The 15,725-nt window shown below is 41.7% G+C and carries 16 protein-coding genes and 1 riboswitch; of the genes, 8 read left to right on the forward strand and 8 right to left on the reverse strand.

Annotated features, from left to right (window positions below):
• Positions 1-76 precede the first annotated feature (76 nt).
• Positions 77-622, reverse strand: coding sequence for an acyl-CoA thioesterase (locus tag OLM56_RS08045; RefSeq protein WP_121377548.1), 546 nt, complete (start codon positions 620-622; stop codon positions 77-79).
• 23 nt (positions 623-645) lie between these two features.
• A complete protein-coding gene (rmuC, locus tag OLM56_RS08050; RefSeq protein WP_264528930.1) occupies positions 646-2,010 on the reverse strand; it encodes a DNA recombination protein RmuC in 1,365 nt (454 codons plus the stop codon).
• Between the two features lie 236 nt (positions 2,011-2,246).
• Between rmuC and OLM56_RS08055 the strand changes: the two genes are divergently transcribed.
• The 4 genes from OLM56_RS08055 to OLM56_RS08070 all read left to right on the forward strand — a co-directional run bounded on the left by OLM56_RS08055 (position 2,247) and on the right by OLM56_RS08070 (position 5,591).
• Positions 2,247-3,848 carry a T9SS type A sorting domain-containing protein gene (locus OLM56_RS08055; protein WP_264528931.1) on the forward strand — a complete coding sequence of 534 codons (1,602 nt, stop codon included), beginning with the start codon at positions 2,247-2,249 and terminating at the stop codon, positions 3,846-3,848.
• Positions 3,849-4,042: 194 nt separating this feature from the next.
• Entirely contained in the window at positions 4,043-4,459 is a 417-nt protein-coding gene (locus OLM56_RS08060) for a hypothetical protein (RefSeq protein WP_264528932.1), read from the forward strand.
• Between the two features lie 67 nt (positions 4,460-4,526).
• Entirely contained in the window at positions 4,527-4,964 is a 438-nt protein-coding gene (locus tag OLM56_RS08065) for a DUF6526 family protein (RefSeq protein ID WP_264528933.1), read from the forward strand.
• 87 nt (positions 4,965-5,051) lie between these two features.
• Positions 5,052-5,591: a YceI family protein gene (locus tag OLM56_RS08070; protein WP_121377543.1), complete on the forward strand. Its 540-nt coding sequence runs from the start codon at positions 5,052-5,054 to the stop codon at positions 5,589-5,591.
• A gap of 24 nt (positions 5,592-5,615) precedes the next feature.
• On the opposite strand, the gene OLM56_RS08075 is transcribed toward OLM56_RS08070, so the two are convergent.
• Positions 5,616-5,957, reverse strand: a complete 342-nt coding sequence (locus OLM56_RS08075; protein WP_264528934.1) for a hypothetical protein — start codon at positions 5,955-5,957, stop codon at positions 5,616-5,618.
• Between the two features lie 123 nt (positions 5,958-6,080).
• Between OLM56_RS08075 and OLM56_RS08080 the strand changes: the two genes are divergently transcribed.
• The 3 genes from OLM56_RS08080 to OLM56_RS08090 are packed head-to-tail and all read left to right on the forward strand — an operon-like array spanning position 6,081 to position 8,768.
• Positions 6,081-6,650, forward strand: a complete 570-nt coding sequence (locus tag OLM56_RS08080; protein ID WP_264528935.1) for a pseudouridine synthase — start codon at positions 6,081-6,083, stop codon at positions 6,648-6,650.
• A 21-nt stretch (positions 6,651-6,671) separates the two neighbouring features.
• Positions 6,672-7,121 carry a tRNA (cytidine(34)-2'-O)-methyltransferase gene (locus OLM56_RS08085; RefSeq protein WP_264528936.1) on the forward strand — a complete coding sequence of 150 codons (450 nt, stop codon included), beginning with the start codon at positions 6,672-6,674 and terminating at the stop codon, positions 7,119-7,121.
• A 39-nt stretch (positions 7,122-7,160) separates the two neighbouring features.
• Positions 7,161-8,768, forward strand: a complete 1,608-nt coding sequence (locus OLM56_RS08090; protein ID WP_264528937.1) for a class I SAM-dependent methyltransferase — start codon at positions 7,161-7,163, stop codon at positions 8,766-8,768.
• Between the two features lie 6 nt (positions 8,769-8,774).
• On the opposite strand, the gene OLM56_RS08095 is transcribed toward OLM56_RS08090, so the two are convergent.
• From OLM56_RS08095 to OLM56_RS08115, 5 genes are all read right to left on the reverse strand, one after another.
• A complete protein-coding gene (locus OLM56_RS08095) occupies positions 8,775-9,281 on the reverse strand; it encodes a hypothetical protein (protein ID WP_264528938.1) in 507 nt (168 codons plus the stop codon).
• A gap of 48 nt (positions 9,282-9,329) precedes the next feature.
• Complete coding sequence (locus tag OLM56_RS08100) at positions 9,330-10,121, reverse strand: ABC transporter ATP-binding protein (protein ID WP_264529003.1); 792 nt, start codon at positions 10,119-10,121, stop codon at positions 9,330-9,332.
• Positions 10,121-11,152, reverse strand: a complete 1,032-nt coding sequence (locus tag OLM56_RS08105; RefSeq protein ID WP_121377536.1) for a FecCD family ABC transporter permease — start codon at positions 11,150-11,152, stop codon at positions 10,121-10,123. Before OLM56_RS08105 ends, OLM56_RS08100 begins: the two co-directional genes overlap by 1 nt.
• 7 nt (positions 11,153-11,159) lie before the next feature.
• Complete coding sequence (locus tag OLM56_RS08110) at positions 11,160-12,302, reverse strand: ABC transporter substrate-binding protein (protein ID WP_264528939.1); 1,143 nt, start codon at positions 12,300-12,302, stop codon at positions 11,160-11,162.
• 458 nt (positions 12,303-12,760) lie between these two features.
• On the reverse strand, positions 12,761-13,594 hold the full coding sequence (locus OLM56_RS08115; protein WP_264528940.1) for a T9SS type A sorting domain-containing protein: 834 nt from the start codon (positions 13,592-13,594) through the stop codon (positions 12,761-12,763).
• A 73-nt stretch (positions 13,595-13,667) separates the two neighbouring features.
• Positions 13,668-13,863: riboswitch (cobalamin riboswitch) on the forward strand.
• Positions 13,864-13,892: 29 nt separating this feature from the next.
• On the opposite strand from OLM56_RS08115, the gene OLM56_RS08120 reads away from it, so the two are divergent.
• Complete coding sequence (locus tag OLM56_RS08120) at positions 13,893-15,725, forward strand: TonB-dependent receptor plug domain-containing protein (RefSeq protein ID WP_264528941.1); 1,833 nt, start codon at positions 13,893-13,895, stop codon at positions 15,723-15,725.

Here is a 15,725-nt window from a genome sequence, read left to right on the forward strand (position 1 = left end):
TATATAATAAAACTAAAAAGAAAATGATTTTATAACAAAAAAGTTAGAGGGCTATTACTAAATTGTTTAGTTGTGTTTATAAATGGATTCGGATGTCCATGTTTTTGATGTCCTGCAAGGCTTCAGTTGAGGTATGGTCAAATAAATGTTCTTGTTCTTTATGCTCTTTTTTCGCCTTAATTCGTCTCATAGCATCGCAAAAACGACGTACTTCCTCGACAGTAGTCAATGTTAATCTTGGAACGGAAACATTTTTGCCTGAATCGTCTTTCGCAACCATCGTAAAGTAGGAGGAATTGCAATGCTTTACTTTTTGAGTCTGTATGTTTTCAGCTGTGACGCGAATGCCAATTACCATAGAACTGTTGCCGACGTAATTTACAGATGCTTTTAGCGTAACCAATTCTCCAATCTCGATCGGATTTAGGAAATCGACCGTATCAACCGAAGCCGTGACGCAATACGAGCCCGAAAATTTAGAAGCGCAGGCAAAGGCAATCTGGTCCATCAAAGACAGAATGTAGCCTCCGTGGATTTTGCCGCTAAAATTGGAATGCGACGGCAGCATCAGTTCAGAAATGGTGATTCGGGAAGATTTTGGTGTTTTATACGTTTTGTCCATACAGTTTTGGGTTGGGTTCTTTATTAGTTTTCAGAATCGTCTGTCTCGGCTCTTTTCAGGATATTCTCTGGCAATGATTTTTTAGCTTTGGCGCCCATTTTTTTCAGCCTTTCTACGCTGTTTATCAGATTGCCTTTTCCGTCAAAAAGCTTGTTCATGGCACCTTGATATTCTACTTTGGCTTCATCCATCTTTTTGCCTATTTTGACAAGATCGGTTACAAAACCTTCAAATTTATCATAGAGGGCTCCGGCTTGCCTTGCAATCTCAAAAGCATTTTCCTGCTGTTTTTGATTGGCCCACATGCTGTCAATAGTTCGGAGCGTAGCCAACAAGGTAGAAGGAGTGACGATTACGATATTCTTTTCAAAGGCTTTGTTGTAAAGTGTAGTATCCTCGTTTAGCGCAATGGCAAAGGCAGGCTCCATTGGGATAAAAAGCAAGACGAAATCAGGACTCTCGATTTGATAAAGGTCGTGATAGTTTTTGGCGCCAAGCTGCTCGACATGCCTTCTGATTGAATTCAAGTGTTCTTTTAAGAAGGTTGTTTTTAAGACTTCATCTTCTTCGTTGATGTATTTTTCATACGAGACTAAGGATACTTTAGAATCCACTACCATTTTTTTGCCGTCGGGTAAATTGATGACCACGTCTGGGAAAACCCTTGTGCCGTCTTCGGTCACAAAACTCTGCTGCACTTCGTATTCGCGGCCTTTTTCCAAGCCAGATTTTTCAAGCACTCTTTCCAAGATCAATTCGCCCCAGTTTCCTTGCATCTTGCTGTCGCCTTTCAACGCTTTGGTCAGGTTGAGCGTTTCTCGGCTCATCTGCTCGTTCATTTCACGGAGGCCTAGAATCTGCTGTCTTAGTGCGGCATGATAGTCGATACTTTCTTTGTGCGTATCTTCTACCTTTTTCTCAAAAAGCTGGATTTTGTCTTGTAGCGGAGAAAGTATGTTTTTCATATTCTCTCTATTCTGCTCGGTAAATTTGGTAGATTTCTCTTCTAATATCTTATTGGCAAGGTTTTCAAATTCTTTGGTGAATTTTTCTTGCAGCTGTTCTACTTCTTGCTTTTGTTCTTTGTTGCGTTCCCAAAGATTTTCGAAATCAACTTCTTTTTTTGAAAGCTGTATGGCCAAAGATTCTTTTTCTGTTCTGAGGCCTTCTCTTTCCAAGGCAATCTGCTGCAATTGATTCTCTGAGCTAATGCGGTCCTGCTGTTGCTGTAATTTTAATTGTTCTATCTGAGAAAGCAGTCCGTTGATTCGTTCTTCAAGGCCTGCTTTTTCTGATTTTGCGTTGGCAGAAAAAAGCAACTTTCCAATAAAAATTCCTATGGCTAAGGCAATTATAAAAGCGATAATGGTGATGATAGTGTCGTTCATTTTAATGTTTTTGTAGAAAGTAAAAGTAAGAATAAATTATAGGTTTTTATTACCGTTATTTTTCAATGAATATTTCTATGAATGTTAAAATTTGGTATTTTAGACCGTGTTTTCGTAAGAGAATTTTTATTTTAATCTTAAAAGTCATACTTTAGTGAATGTATAACGATGCAAATAATTTTAATACTAGAATTATTATCCTCTGGTTTATAGCTATTTGCATGAAAATAATTTTCATGAAAAAAACTACTTTATTTTCGGCTTTGCAACAAAGCCTTGGAGGAGCTAGATCCTTATTTTTCGGAACTTTTTTATTGGCCTCAGCTGCAGCTCAGGCACAATCGTATTGTACGCCTGGAACTGGAGATTGTTCTGAAGGTGATGAAATTGTGAATGTTACTTTTGCAGGAATTAATAATAATTCTGGTTGTGGAACAGCAGGCTATAGCGATTTTACGGGCGGCACGGCTGCTAGTGTTATTGTAGGACAGTCTTACGATCTCTCTGTAACAATTCCTGCCCATTTTGGAATACAGCAAGTAGGAGTTTGGTTCGACTACAATGATGATGGTGCTTTTGATGCCTCAGAATTTACAAACTTAGGGACTTCGCCAGCAGCGGGTTCTGTGGTAACAGCTTCTATCGCAATTCCAGTTACGGCTACGGTAGGAAATATTCGAATGAGGGTTAAGGCCCAATATTCTCAAGCGATTGTTGCAACAAGTTCTTGTGCAGCACCTTATATTGGCTATGGAGAATACGAAGATTATTCAGTAGATGTCATTGCTGCAACGGCATGTACGGGTACTCCAGCAGTGGGAACGGCAACATCTACGCAAGCTTCCGTTTGTAATCAGACTTCTTTTGTCTTGGGCGCTTCTGGTGTGATTCCGGCAGCAGGGTTCTCTTACCAATGGCAGTCTTCTCCAACCGGAACAGACCAATGGACTAATTTAGGAGCCTCACAAGTTTCTTTGAATTATAGCATGACAGGCCAGTCGCAAGCTACTTTTTACAGAGTTATCATAACTTGTTCAGGAAGCGGCCAAAGCGCTACTTCTGCAGCAGTTTCTGTTGGGCAAAATGCGGTAGATACTTGCTATTGTTTAAATGCAATTAATTTCAATTGTGGCGATGGTGACGTAATTACGAATGTTACTATTGGCACATTGAACAATACTACAACTTGTGGAAATGCAACTACAGGATACACCAATTATAGTGGCTCTGTTGCGCCTCCTGTATTTAATGTAGGGGCAACCATCCCAGTTTCTGTTTCTGTAGGGCCATCTGGAGACGGTTGGTTAGATGAATCGGTTGGCGTTTGGGTCGATTATAATAAGAACGGAGCTTTTGAGTCGACAGAGTATACTTATATAGGTACTGGCTTAAATCAAGCAGTTACTGGTAGTATAACAATTCCAGCAACAGCTTTGACGGGTACTACAAGAATGCGTGTTGTTGTTGCGGCATCATTGGCAACTTCTTTTGGACACCAATTTGCTTGCGGACCAGTAGTAGCTAACAACAACTTTGGTGAAATGGAAGATTATGTAGTCACTATTGATCCTCCATTAGCGACACCAGGATTTGAAAATGCTTCAGTGTCTGTCTATCCTAACCCAACGAACGGTCTTGTGAACATACAGTTTGCAGAGATGACAGCTGTTGATGCAATCAATGTGTTTTCTATTTCAGGACAATTGGTGTACTCAAAACAATTTAGCGGTTCGTCTGATGCATATACGATTGACCTTGCAAAGGCTGCAACGGGAGTTTATATCATGAAGCTAGAAAGCCAAAACGGTACAATGATTAAACGATTAGTCAAAAACTAACAGAGACTTTTTAAAAAATAGAAACCGCCTTAGGGCGGTTTTTTTGTAGTATGAACTTTATACAATTTATTATTTTAGGAATGTTCTTTAATTTATAGATGTATTTCGAGGGTTATTTTGGCATTTAATCGATTTTTTAATGTTTTTTTAAGAAATATTCTTACTATTGTAGGTTCCCCCTAAGTTCTTACACAATGAAACCACCAAAATTAACTTTAGACAAAGTTACAGATTCTACTATTAAATATGAATTTGTAGCTAATGTAGCCTCGCGCCTTTTAAAGATCCTTTTCAGGTCCGACAGAAGCATAAGGCTAATTTATTCCAACTATTCCAATAAGCATTTTTTTGGAGACAAATTTGTAATCTTAGATTATAGATTCCGAAATGCATTATGGTATAAGATAGGAGATTCGATAACCGAAAAAAGACATTTTCTGCTTGAGAAGCCCGAAGCTTCAAAGAAAATTCTTCTTACCGTACATGGACTTTTTAGAAAGAAAATGTACCTATTGGATTTTTCAGAAGCAGAATATGTTGACAGCAGCACCTTCTGCATAGAAGTAAAAAAATCCGACTTTCAGGATATAAACAATCCGATTATGGGTTAGAATAGCCCGAGAAGGCGCTGTCTATTCAAACTTATTGAGTATTTTTATAGGAAATAACCAATATCCTATGAAAAAGCAAGACTATAAAAACCATATACGTTTCTATACACCGCACCATTTTGTCTTTTATCCCCTGTTGCTAATCCTGCTCGGGGTAAGTGTCTATTTTATTTTTGGCAGAGAAAAAGAAAGCTTACTCTGGGTCTTTATCAGTGTTCTCCTGCTTCTCTTTTTTGGACTGGCTTTCATGCTTCGCCAACATTATGCCTTGCTGTTGCAGGACAGAATCATACGACTCGAATTACGATATCGTTATTTTGCTCTCACTAACGAAAGGCTAGAACTGCTGGAAGACAGGTTTTCCGATAGCCAATTGTTTGCCTTACGGTTTGCGCCAGACGAAGAGCTGCCCGTCTTAGTAAAAAAAGCGCTGGATGAAAATCTTTCTGGAAACCAAATCAAAAAAAGCATCCAAAACTGGAAGCCCGACCATCACAGGGTTTAAACTTTAACAAACAATTCACGGTTTGTTTTTATAAAATGAAAATCGCTATGCGTAAATTTATACATAGCCATTTTTAAACGAACCATTATGAATTTCACTACGCATTGGATTATCGATCCTGACCACTCGAATATAGATTTTAAAATCAGGCACTTGCTGATTTCGCATATTTCAGGCACCTTCAAGATTTTTAACGGAAAAATGACGACGAAAAATGATGATTTCGAGACCGCGCAGATTTCCCTTTCGATAGATGTCTACAGCTTTGATACCAACAATATCGAAAGAGACGAGCACATCAAGTCGAATGCTTTTTTGGATGCTGACCAATTTCCAGAAATTCATTTTACTTCTTCAGAGCTCAAAAAAATAGAAGGCGACCACTACAAATTAAGTGGCAATATAACCGTCAAATCAGTGACCAGAGAAATTGTCTTAGATGCCGTTTTTGGCGGACAGGCAAAAGATGGCTTTGGAAAAATGAAAGCAGGTTTTGAAATAAGCGGAAAACTCAACCGTAGTGATTTCGGAATTGTAGCCGAAGACGTAACCGAAACCGGCCATCTCATCATAGGCGAAGAAATAAAAATCCACGCCAATATTGAATTTGACAAAGAAGAAGACTAGAACAAGCAGGGTTTTTAAGCCCTGCTATTTCATGTTTCCACGATTCTTTTTATTTTCAGGATGCGAGGTAGGATAGCGATTCGGGTCGATATCTGAATTTTTATCCCTATTCTCAGGTTTCTTCTTGTTTTTTAGAGGCGCTCCGCTAGTTTCAGTAGGAGTTACATTACTCTCTACAGAACGCGCGCGTTTCACGACATGCACATTACCCGCAGTATCTTTTTCGATTTCCGTCTTAAGCTTTCCTTTTGACGGATCATATTCGTCGGGAAGGTTTTTGCCGCTGAAGCCTTCATTGATTTCACCCTTTGCTTTTTCCTGTTCTCCGTTCCATTTTTTATTTCCTAAGTCTTTTGCTGCTGCCATGGTAGTTGTTTTTAAATTGCCTAATCAATTTACAGCTATATAAAAACAAAAGCTACATCTTTAACATTGCTTTAATTTGCCGGATTTCCAAATGTTAGTGGTAAATTTGCCGAAAATTCAGCCATGTCCGCCCACAAGCATTTTTTGATTCACAAACCTTACGGCTATCTTAGCCAGTTTGTGTATGAACTCAAGCGAAAAAAGAAGCTTTTGGGAGAACTCCATGATTTTCCAGAAGGCACGATGGCTATCGGAAGGCTTGATGAAGATTCCGAAGGTTTGCTGCTTCTAACGACAGACGGACAGATGAGCGAATTGGTCCGAAGCAAAAAAGTAACCAAAGAATATTATGCCCAAGTAGACGGAGTAATAACCGAAGACGCCATCGAAAAGCTAAAAAATGGTGTCGAGATTGGCTTTGACGGAATAAAATACATAACGAATCCCTGCGAGGCATTTAAGATTGGTGATCCAGGGTTTGCACCTCGTTCTAAGAAAATACGCGACGAAAGGCACGGACCTACCAGCTGGGTATCGATCACCTTAAATGAAGGCAAGTTCCGCCAAGTCCGAAAAATGACCTCGGCCGTAGGATTTCCGACGCTGCGGCTCGTGCGGGTGCGGGTTGGGAATGTCTATCTCGGCGAAATGCAATCGGGAGAAGTAAAAGAAGTCAGCGAGTTTTCGCTCTAACAACAGTTAAATTTAAGAAAGATGCTAAATATTGTTCTTGTAGAACCAGAAATACCTAACAACACCGGAAATATTGGCCGCCTCTGCGTCGGTACCGAAAGCCGCCTTCATCTGATCCATCCTTTCGGATTCCAGATTACAGATAAAAACCTGAAGCGTTCCGGCCTTGACTACTGGGTGCATTTGGATTGGAAAGAATACCAGTCGGTCGAAGAATGGATAGCGCAAATACCGGATACTTCAAGAGTATTCCTATTCAGTTCTCATAGCACGAAATCGTATCTTTCTGAAACTTTTCAAGAGGGCGACTGGCTGGTTTTTGGCAAAGAATCGGTTGGACTAAGCCAAGAGGTCTTGGATAAGTTTGAGAACCATTTAACCATTCTGATTTCACCATTGGTCAGGAGCTACAATCTTGCCAATTCGGTAGCCTTTGCCATAGGCGAAGCAAAAAGGCAGCTTTCCATCTAAAAAAATAGTATATTTGAGAATAGCTTTTCTCAAACATCTATGATTGATAAATCCCACCTTCGCAGTTCTATTTTCAGGCATCTCGACGGCCTGGCAGTTGCTCCAGTAGCCATTGCCTTAAGAAATAAAGGAGTCCTTGAACATATAGTAAAAAACGGAGAGGCCGACTTGGCCGATCTGTCTGCCCGATTTAAGGCAAACGAAGGTTATCTAAATGTAGGACTTCGCGTGCTCTGTTCGCAGGGCTTTTTAGACTATCATATTGATACAGCAACGGATACCATCAAATTCACTACCAATGAAAAGACTGCGATAGCATTTTCACTGTTTCATTTGTATCAAGATGTTGTCGATCTGCTGCAATTCTCGACGCAATTTCATCCTAGGATTTTTGAAGAAGCTCCGTTTGAAAGATTGGATGCTATCTTCGAAAAATTCAAGGTCAATTACGGAATCGAATTCTCTGACGATGCTTTGACGCATGAAATCCAGAAACAGATACTAAAGCATATTGAAGGCTACCTGATAGGACCTACCATCGTACGGCTGGCCATGAACGGCATGTTTCACAAATACTTTATGGAAACGTCTTTCCGTCCGGAAGAATTCCATAAGACACCTGATAAATTCAAGAAAATATTAGACTTTTTTGTACATCTGGGCTGGTTTCTGGAAAAGAACGGCAACTACCAGTTTACAGAAACAGGCTTGTTTTTTGCCAAAAGAGCCAGTGCCTACGGTGTGACGGTTTCGTATTTGCCGACCTTTGCCAAGATTGAAGAATTGATTTTCGGCGACCCGAACGTGTTACGTATGGTGGCCGACGGCGAGAACGAAATTCATGTCGACAGAGAGATGAATGTTTGGGGAAGCGGCGGCGCGCACGATACTTATTTTAAGGTAGTGGACGAAATCATCGTGCACTTGTTCAACCGTCCGATCGAAGAACAGCCGAAAGGAATCCTAGACATGGGCTGTGGCAACGGCGCCTTCTTGCAGCATATTTTTGAAGTCATAGACCGGCAAACCCTTAGAGGGAAAATGCTTGACGAATACCCGCTGTTCTTAGTAGGGGCCGATTATAACCAAGCCGCTCTAAAAGTGACACGGGCAAACCTGATCAAGGCAGATATCTGGGCAAAAGTAATATGGGGCGATATCGGAAGGCCGGATCTGTTGTCTAATGACCTGATGGAGAACTACAATATCGATCTGAAAGACCTCTTGAACGTCAGGACGTTTCTCGATCATAACCGTATCTGGGAAGAACCAAAGCAGATTTCTGCCGATAGGGTAAGCAGTTCTACGGGCGCTTTTGCCTACAGAGGAAAAAGAATTTCGAATAATCTTGTAGAAGACAATCTGTTGGAGCATTTAAAAAAGTGGTCGCCTTATGTCAAGAAATTTGGACTTTTGTTGATAGAACTGCATACCATAAATCCATCGTTGGCTGCCAAGAATATAGGAAAGACAGCGGCGACGGCCTACGATGCCACGCATGGTTTTTCTGACCAGTATATCGTCGAAATTGATGTCTTTAACAAGATTGCGGCAGAAGCCCTATTGTTTCCCGATAAGGCTATTTTTAGAAGATTTCCGGATGCCGACATCGCTACCGTAAGCATCAACCTGCTTAAAGGAGAGTAGTAGGGATTATCTGAAATTGTTCATGTACCTCGCATACGAATCCACTATAATGCCCGCAGTTTTTTCAATAGAAGGCTTTACATCTTGGAAACCGTCTTTTGGTTTTCCGTCAGCCGTCAGATAATCTGTAATGGCTGATTTCAAGAGCGTCTTCTTGGCATAAATTTCAGTGACTTGAAATGCAAGCGAATAGCGGTTTCCTTCCTTAAAAATCTTGATACGGTATTTTACTTTATGGAAGAAAGTCTCGCCCAAGTTCCGATAGAAAAAAGCATTGTCCCTAAGCGCATCGATTGTCATCGAATTTTCTGTGACTTCAGAAATGTCGGCTTCGCCTTGGCTGAATTCTTGTGCCCAGAGCTGCGTGCCTTCGATGAATTTTTCGTTGGTCATTTGCGGCAGGCTGCCGACAATCGGATTGGGCTCAAAACCTTTTGGCGTCAAGGTTATCTTGCTTTGCGCATTGGAGAGAAAAAACGTGAAAACGAAGAGAATGGATAGACAAGTTTTCATTAGTGCTGCTTTTAGTGTCTATCAAAGATAGCAGATGCGGGCCTTATTTTATAAGTTTTTAAGAATAAATTTAGCCTTGTCGGCATCAAAAAAGATGTTTTCGTCTTCAAATAAAGAATTCAATATTCCATTGTGGATAAGATTCGGGGGCGTGTCCTGCACGGTTTGCTTCGAGTTCATTACGATCATCTCGTCGCTTAATTGCAGTGCCAGATCCAAGTCGTGTGTCGAAAACAAGATGCACTTCTTTGTTTCAGAGGCTAGCTTTTTTAGCAGTTTCAAAAGCGAAACTTTATGAAGCAAATCCAAATGCGTCGTCGGTTCGTCTAAGATAATCAGGGGCGTGTTCTGCGCCAAGGCTCTTGCCACCAATACTTTTTGCAACTGTCCGTCGCTGATCTCGTAATGTTTTTTCTGTGCCAGATGCGTGATTTGCGTCAGGCTCATGGCTTCCTGTATCTTTTCGAGATCTTCTGTCGTAAGCTTTCCGATCCAATTCGTATACGGCTGCCTTCCCAAAGCGACCAATTCAAAGACGGTCAGGTTGCTGGGCGGCAAGCTTTCGGTCAATACGATGCTCAATTGCTGCGCCAGTTGAATCGGGCTATAGCTTTCGATGCTTTTTCCGTTCAAGACTACGTTTCCAGAAAGTGCTTTTTGTATTCCGGTCAGCGTGCGCAAGAGGGTAGACTTTCCGATTCCGTTCGCGCCGATCAAAGCCGTCAGCGTTCCCGATTTCAAATCCAGATGGATGTCAGAAGCGATGCCATTTTTCCCTTTCTTGGAAGAATAGCCGATGCTTAGTGCTGTAGCCGATAGTATCGTTTGTCCTGTTTCCATCATATCATGAATTTTCGTTTGCGTACCAGAAGCCAGACGACAATCGGGGCTCCGATAATAGAGGTGATGGCATTTATCGGCAGCGTAAAATCATTGCCCGGCATCTGCGAAACGGTGTCGCAGATCAGTAAGATGGTAGCACCGAGAAGCAGGGTGCCCCAAAAGAGGATATAGTGGCTGCTGGTCTGAAAGATCATTTTAGCAATGTGCGGCACGGCCAATCCTATAAACGCAATCGGTCCGGCAAAAGCGGTGATGCTGCCTGCCAATAAGCTGGTGGCTAGGATGATGGCGAGTCGTGTCTTCTTGAAATTGATTCCCAAGCTTTTCGCATAGCGCTCGCCCAAGAGCAGGGCATTTAGAGGCTTGATGCACAAGGCGCTCAACAGCAGTCCGATACAGCAACAAATCGAAAGCACAAGGATATTCGACCAAGGCTGGTTGCCCAAGCTTCCTAAAGACCAGAAGGTAAACTTCTGCAGTTCTTCTGCAGTACTGAAATAGGAGAGCACGCCTATGATGGCATTGGTAAAGCTTCCGAACATCAAGCCCACGATCAAGATGGCCATAGTATTGCGAAGCTTTTGGGAAACGACCAAGACGGCGGCCAAGACAATAAGGCTGCCAATACACGAAGCAAGTACGATTCCGTAGGGAGAAAGAAAGAAACTGCTTAAAAAAGGAGGCAATAAGCCAGCGCCCAAAATCACAAAAGCAACACCCATGCTGGCTCCCGAGCTCAATCCCAATACATCAGGACCGGCTAGTGGATTGCGAAATAGGGTCTGCATCAACAGTCCGCTGATGGACAGTCCCATGCCGACAAGAATGGCGGTAAGGGCTTTCGGCAGGCGGTAATTCCAAATGATAATTTCCCAAGAGTTTTTGCTGGCCTGGCCTCCCGAAAGGGAACTGGCAATGTCTTCAATCGGAATATGCACCGAACCCAGGCTGATGTTCAGCAGAAAACACACTGCAAGAGAAAGGAGCAGTGCCGTGAAAAGAATCCTATTTCGACTGTTTTGATGCAATGGCTTGTTATTTCAGTTTTTCAAAAAAGTACAGCTCATAATCGGGCAGGATTTCGGGATGCAATATCTTGATAAGGTCTTTCAATATCAGGTCCGGACGGTTGGGCGCCAATTCATAATACAATAGTCCGCCCGTCTTTCCCTTTTTACTGCTGAAGGAATAAACGTTTTTATCTTTAAAAGCTTTGAAATAAGCGTAATTCGGATTGCTGTCGGTCATTTCCTTAAAGGTAGTGAACTGCGCTGGCCCGACCCAGAAATCTACGTTTTCGGCCTTTTCCAGAACCGTTTCGAACGATAGCGACAAGCTGCCAGTTCCTTCGGTATCGGCCCAAAGATAATCGGCATTCGCATCTTTCAAGAACAAGGACGCCCAGCTGTTACCGCGCGGCATGTACCATTGCCCTTTGTAGATAGCGCCGCTAAGCACCGTAGGCCTAGTCGTTACTTTTTTGGCCAGTTCAGAAGCTTCTTTATAGGCCGTCTCGACCTCAGAAAATAGCTGTTCGGCCTTTTCGTCTAAGCCATACAAGGCTCCAAAGAATTTGATCCATTCCGCTTTTCCCAAAGGCGATTCTTCGGTCCAGTCGCCGTTAAACAAAATCTTGAGGCCGCTTTTTTCAAGATTGTCATAGGCTTTGGTATCGCTGCTACTGCTGTATCCGACGATGGCATCGGGAGCGAGATCAATCAGCACTTCCGTATTGAGCAATTGGTTTTCGCCTACTTCCTTTACTTTTCCGGCATCGATCAGCTTTCGAGTTTTTTCGGAAGAAATATACTCAGTATTCGGAAAGCCGAGCAGCGTATTTTCTACGCCCAGCATTTCTAGCGAAGGAATGTGCGTCGTTGAGGTAACGACTATGTTTTTTATCGGCACTTGTACGGCGATATAATTTTTTAGGCTGTCGGGTATGGCAACGCCCTTTTTGTGCAATACATAAGTAAAGGTCTTGTTGGCATCGGGCCATGGATTAGAGACTTTTACGGTAGAATATCCTTCATATTTATACAGCTCGAAGCCTTTGGCATAACGGATAGCATTCGTGATTTTTGCTGCAGCTATAGTCGTATTTTCTTCATTTTTTTTGCATCCAATAGCAAAAACTAAAAACAGAAATAGAGTGTATCTTGAAAGAATTGGTTTCATAAAAAAGTTTTTGTGAAGACCGCAAAGATAAAAGTTATTGTCTTGAACCGACATCAGTTTTTATGATTTTTGGATTGCGATGATTTTAGGGCAGCTGAAAACTGCAGTTTTTAGCCTTGTTTTTATGGGGCTGAAAACCATGTACGACAGCATGAATAATGTTCAATGCAACATGAAAACTATTTACGACAACATAAAGTGAGTGTAATGCAACCTAAAAACTATGTACGACATCTTGAATCATATTCAATGCAAGATGAAAACTGTTCATGATAACATGAAGTAAGTTTGATGCAAGCTAAAAACTATGTACGACAGCATGAATCATGTTCACGGCAACATGAAAACTGTTTATGACAACATAAAGTGAGTTTACATAAACATGAAAACTAGGCACGACACTAGGAAGTAACTACATATCAACCTAAAAACTGCTGATGACAGCATGGCTTTCTTGACTAGATCTTAATCAATTTTTGGGTGTAATTCTCTTGGTTGTCAAACGTTAGTTTTAAAAGATAAGCACCGCTTGAAATCAGGCTGGAATGATTGTCTAGCTTGGCTTTAGAATCGGTAGAAATCAAAAGTTTTCCGGAAATATCATAGAGCGAATAGTTGGAAACAACCGCCCCTGTTTCGATCTGAAAGCTGGAGGTGAAAGGATTCGGATAAATTTTAGGTTTCGGGTTTTTAAAGTCTTGGTTGCTTAAAAGATAGGCAGCGTTAAAAAAATCTGTAGTTAGGACAATAGTATCGTAATTGTCTAAAGCCGCTTTTAGCAATGTGTTATCGCAATCGCATCTTAATTTATAATGGTTGAGATCCCCATAGATATCATACGATCGCACATTAAAGTTTTGAAAAATCTGGTTCAACCCAGAATCATTGGTAGTAGCGATGTTCATGACCGTTCCGGTAGACGTTCCTGCTGCTGCGTTTCGTAACATGACCGACAAATTGTTTATAAAATAGGCAGGGCTTGCCAGCGTAGCTTTTGTGACTACCGAAGAATAGGCTTCTAGATCGGCCTTGAGCGCATTGAGATTGCAGTCGGCACATTGGATCTGCACCGTTTTGGTGTCGTATTCGTAATAAGGATTTCCAAGTTTCAGTGTATAGGCTATTACGGCATGTGACTGTAAAATAGCGTTCAACCCAGAATCGTTTGAAGTACGGGCGCCCCAATAAGACGAAGGAGTTCCGACATCAGGGTTTACCAATAGCATTTCAATTCCTGTGTTTTGCGCAAAGGATAGCATCGGAACCAGCAAAAAAAGTAGTATTCTCTTCATAATTGATAGTTTTATGATGTATGTAAATATATAAATATTTAGGAAATCAGGAGAAAATATAGAACTTATAGTATATTTGCACTCGAATTAAGGTTGTGATTGGTATTTTATAATCACATTAAAAGGGAATTTGGTTCAAGACCAAAGCTGTTCCCGCAACTGTAAGCTATCCAGCTTGCTGTTATCTACAAACCACTGTCCGCTCGGCGGATGGGAAGGTAAACAGCAAGACGCAAGCCAGGAGACCTGCCTTTTTTCTTAACAATTATCAAGCCTTCGGGAAAAAGGTTTCGAAATTATGACTTTTAAAAAACTATACCTGTTTTTGCTTTTCAGCATCTGCCAATCTGCATTGGCACAGCACGACAGCATCCATCATTTAGAGGTTGTGGAGATTTCGGATCTGCAGCTTAAAAATTATTCGGATTCCCAGTCGGTGCTAAAACTGTCCGATTCCATCATCAACAAAAACCAAGCTTCGCTTACCTCGCTGCTGAATTACAATACCGTAATTTATTTCAAGGAAAATGGCTTGGGGATGGTGTCTTCGCCTTCGTTTAGAGGAACGACCGCCCAGCAGACCGCCGTGGTCTGGAACGGAATCAACATTAATTCGCAACTCAACGGACAGACTGATTTTAATACGATTAGCACAAGGGATTTCAACAGCATATCCGTAAGGGCAGGCGGCGGAAGTTCTATTTACGGGAGCAGTGCCATCGGAGGCAGTATCCACCTGAACAATACCGTGAAGTTTGAGGATCATTTTTCAAACTCGCTCCGTCTCAACTACGGCAGTTTCAATACGTTTGGAGGCAATTACAAGCTCGATGCGTCTGACGGAAAATTCAGCGCGCAGGTCAGCATTTCCAGAAACAGCTCCGACAACGACTATGATTATGTGGATTCTGACGACAAAAACCTGAACGGCCAATATTACAATACCAGCATGAATGCGGCAATTGGGTATAAGATCAACGATAACAATTTCCTGAAATTATACAGCTATGTGTTTGACGGGGAAAGGCATTTTTCGCTCATCTTTCCTTCGGAAATCAAGACCAAATACCAAGACCTGAATACAAGGAACCTGTTGGAATGGGACAGCTTTTTTGGACGGTTTGTTTCCAAAGTAAAAGTCGGCGCCCTGAGCGAAAAATATAAATACTTCGACAATATCGATTCGGAGTCTTACACCTTTGGCGAGGTAAAAACCTATATCGGGAAGTACGACCTTGCCTTTCAAGCTACTGATGCCATTCAGCTGAATGCGATTTTAGATTACACGCAGAACAAAGGAAAGGGTTCTGACATCAAAAACGAACAGCGAAACATTGGTTCGGCCAGCTTGTTGTTGAAGCACAACCTGACGAAAAAGTTCTTGTATGAAGCAAGCCTTAGGAAAGAATTTACGAATAATTACAAAAGTCCGCTCCTGTTTTCTTTAGGGACGAGCTGGAAAGCGGCTGATTTTTATACCTTGAAACTTAACGGTTCTAAAAACTTTAGGGTGCCGACATTCAATGACTTGTACTGGCAGCCGGGAGGAAATGAAAACTTAAAACCCGAATCGTCATACCAAGCTGAATTGGGCAATGAGTTCCGTTTCAATACTTTCAAGATCACCCTGACAGGGTATTATATCGATATCAAGGACATGCTCCGCTGGATTCCGAACGGTTCGAACTGGTCGCCGCAAAATACTAACAAAGTAAGGACGTATGGAGGGGAAGCAATCGTAAGCTGGAGCAAAAACTTCGGAAACCATCATGTGATGCTGAACGGGACCTACGGCTATACGGTTTCGGAAGACATGGAAAAAAAGAAGCAATTGATTTATGTACCGTATCACAAAGCTACTTCTTCGTTAAGCTATTCTTGGAAGAAGCTGTCGGCCGACTACCAGCTGTTGTATAACGGCGAAGTCTTTACAAGATCCGACAACAATTCCAGATATAACATCGACGCTTATTTGGTAAGCAATGCTTCTCTCCATTATGACTTTGGCAAAAAGAATTCTTGTATTCTAGGCTTTCAAGTACTGAACCTTCTGGATGAAAAGTATGCCAGCGTCGAAAGCCGGTATTTGCCGGGACGCAATTTTAATATGTATCTAACCTTAAATTTTTAA

The organism is Flavobacterium sp. N2550 (genome assembly GCF_025947265.1).
Classification (GTDB): Bacteria; Bacteroidota; Bacteroidia; order Flavobacteriales; family Flavobacteriaceae; genus Flavobacterium; species Flavobacterium endophyticum.

Excerpts from the sequence above, each read along its gene's own strand:
- OLM56_RS08055 (WP_264528931.1), top strand. The coding sequence starts at position 2,247 with ATGAAAAAAACTACTTTATTTTCGGCTTTGCAACAAAGCCTTGGAGGA.
- OLM56_RS08045 (WP_121377548.1), bottom strand. The coding sequence starts at position 622 with ATGGACAAAACGTATAAAACACCAAAATCTTCCCGAATCACCATTTCT.
- OLM56_RS08060 (WP_264528932.1), top strand. The coding sequence starts at position 4,043 with ATGAAACCACCAAAATTAACTTTAGACAAAGTTACAGATTCTACTATT.
- OLM56_RS08110 (WP_264528939.1), bottom strand. The coding sequence starts at position 12,302 with ATGAAACCAATTCTTTCAAGATACACTCTATTTCTGTTTTTAGTTTTT.
- OLM56_RS08080 (WP_264528935.1), top strand. The coding sequence starts at position 6,081 with ATGTCCGCCCACAAGCATTTTTTGATTCACAAACCTTACGGCTATCTT.
- OLM56_RS08085 (WP_264528936.1), top strand. The coding sequence starts at position 6,672 with ATGCTAAATATTGTTCTTGTAGAACCAGAAATACCTAACAACACCGGA.
- OLM56_RS08090 (WP_264528937.1), top strand. The coding sequence starts at position 7,161 with ATGATTGATAAATCCCACCTTCGCAGTTCTATTTTCAGGCATCTCGAC.
- OLM56_RS08065 (WP_264528933.1), top strand. The coding sequence starts at position 4,527 with ATGAAAAAGCAAGACTATAAAAACCATATACGTTTCTATACACCGCAC.
- rmuC (WP_264528930.1), bottom strand. The coding sequence starts at position 2,010 with ATGAACGACACTATCATCACCATTATCGCTTTTATAATTGCCTTAGCC.
- OLM56_RS08070 (WP_121377543.1), top strand. The coding sequence starts at position 5,052 with ATGAATTTCACTACGCATTGGATTATCGATCCTGACCACTCGAATATA.
- OLM56_RS08120 (WP_264528941.1), top strand. The coding sequence starts at position 13,893 with ATGACTTTTAAAAAACTATACCTGTTTTTGCTTTTCAGCATCTGCCAA.
- OLM56_RS08115 (WP_264528940.1), bottom strand. The coding sequence starts at position 13,594 with ATGAAGAGAATACTACTTTTTTTGCTGGTTCCGATGCTATCCTTTGCG.
- OLM56_RS08095 (WP_264528938.1), bottom strand. The coding sequence starts at position 9,281 with ATGAAAACTTGTCTATCCATTCTCTTCGTTTTCACGTTTTTTCTCTCC.
- OLM56_RS08075 (WP_264528934.1), bottom strand. The coding sequence starts at position 5,957 with ATGGCAGCAGCAAAAGACTTAGGAAATAAAAAATGGAACGGAGAACAG.
- OLM56_RS08100 (WP_264529003.1), bottom strand. The coding sequence starts at position 10,121 with ATGGAAACAGGACAAACGATACTATCGGCTACAGCACTAAGCATCGGC.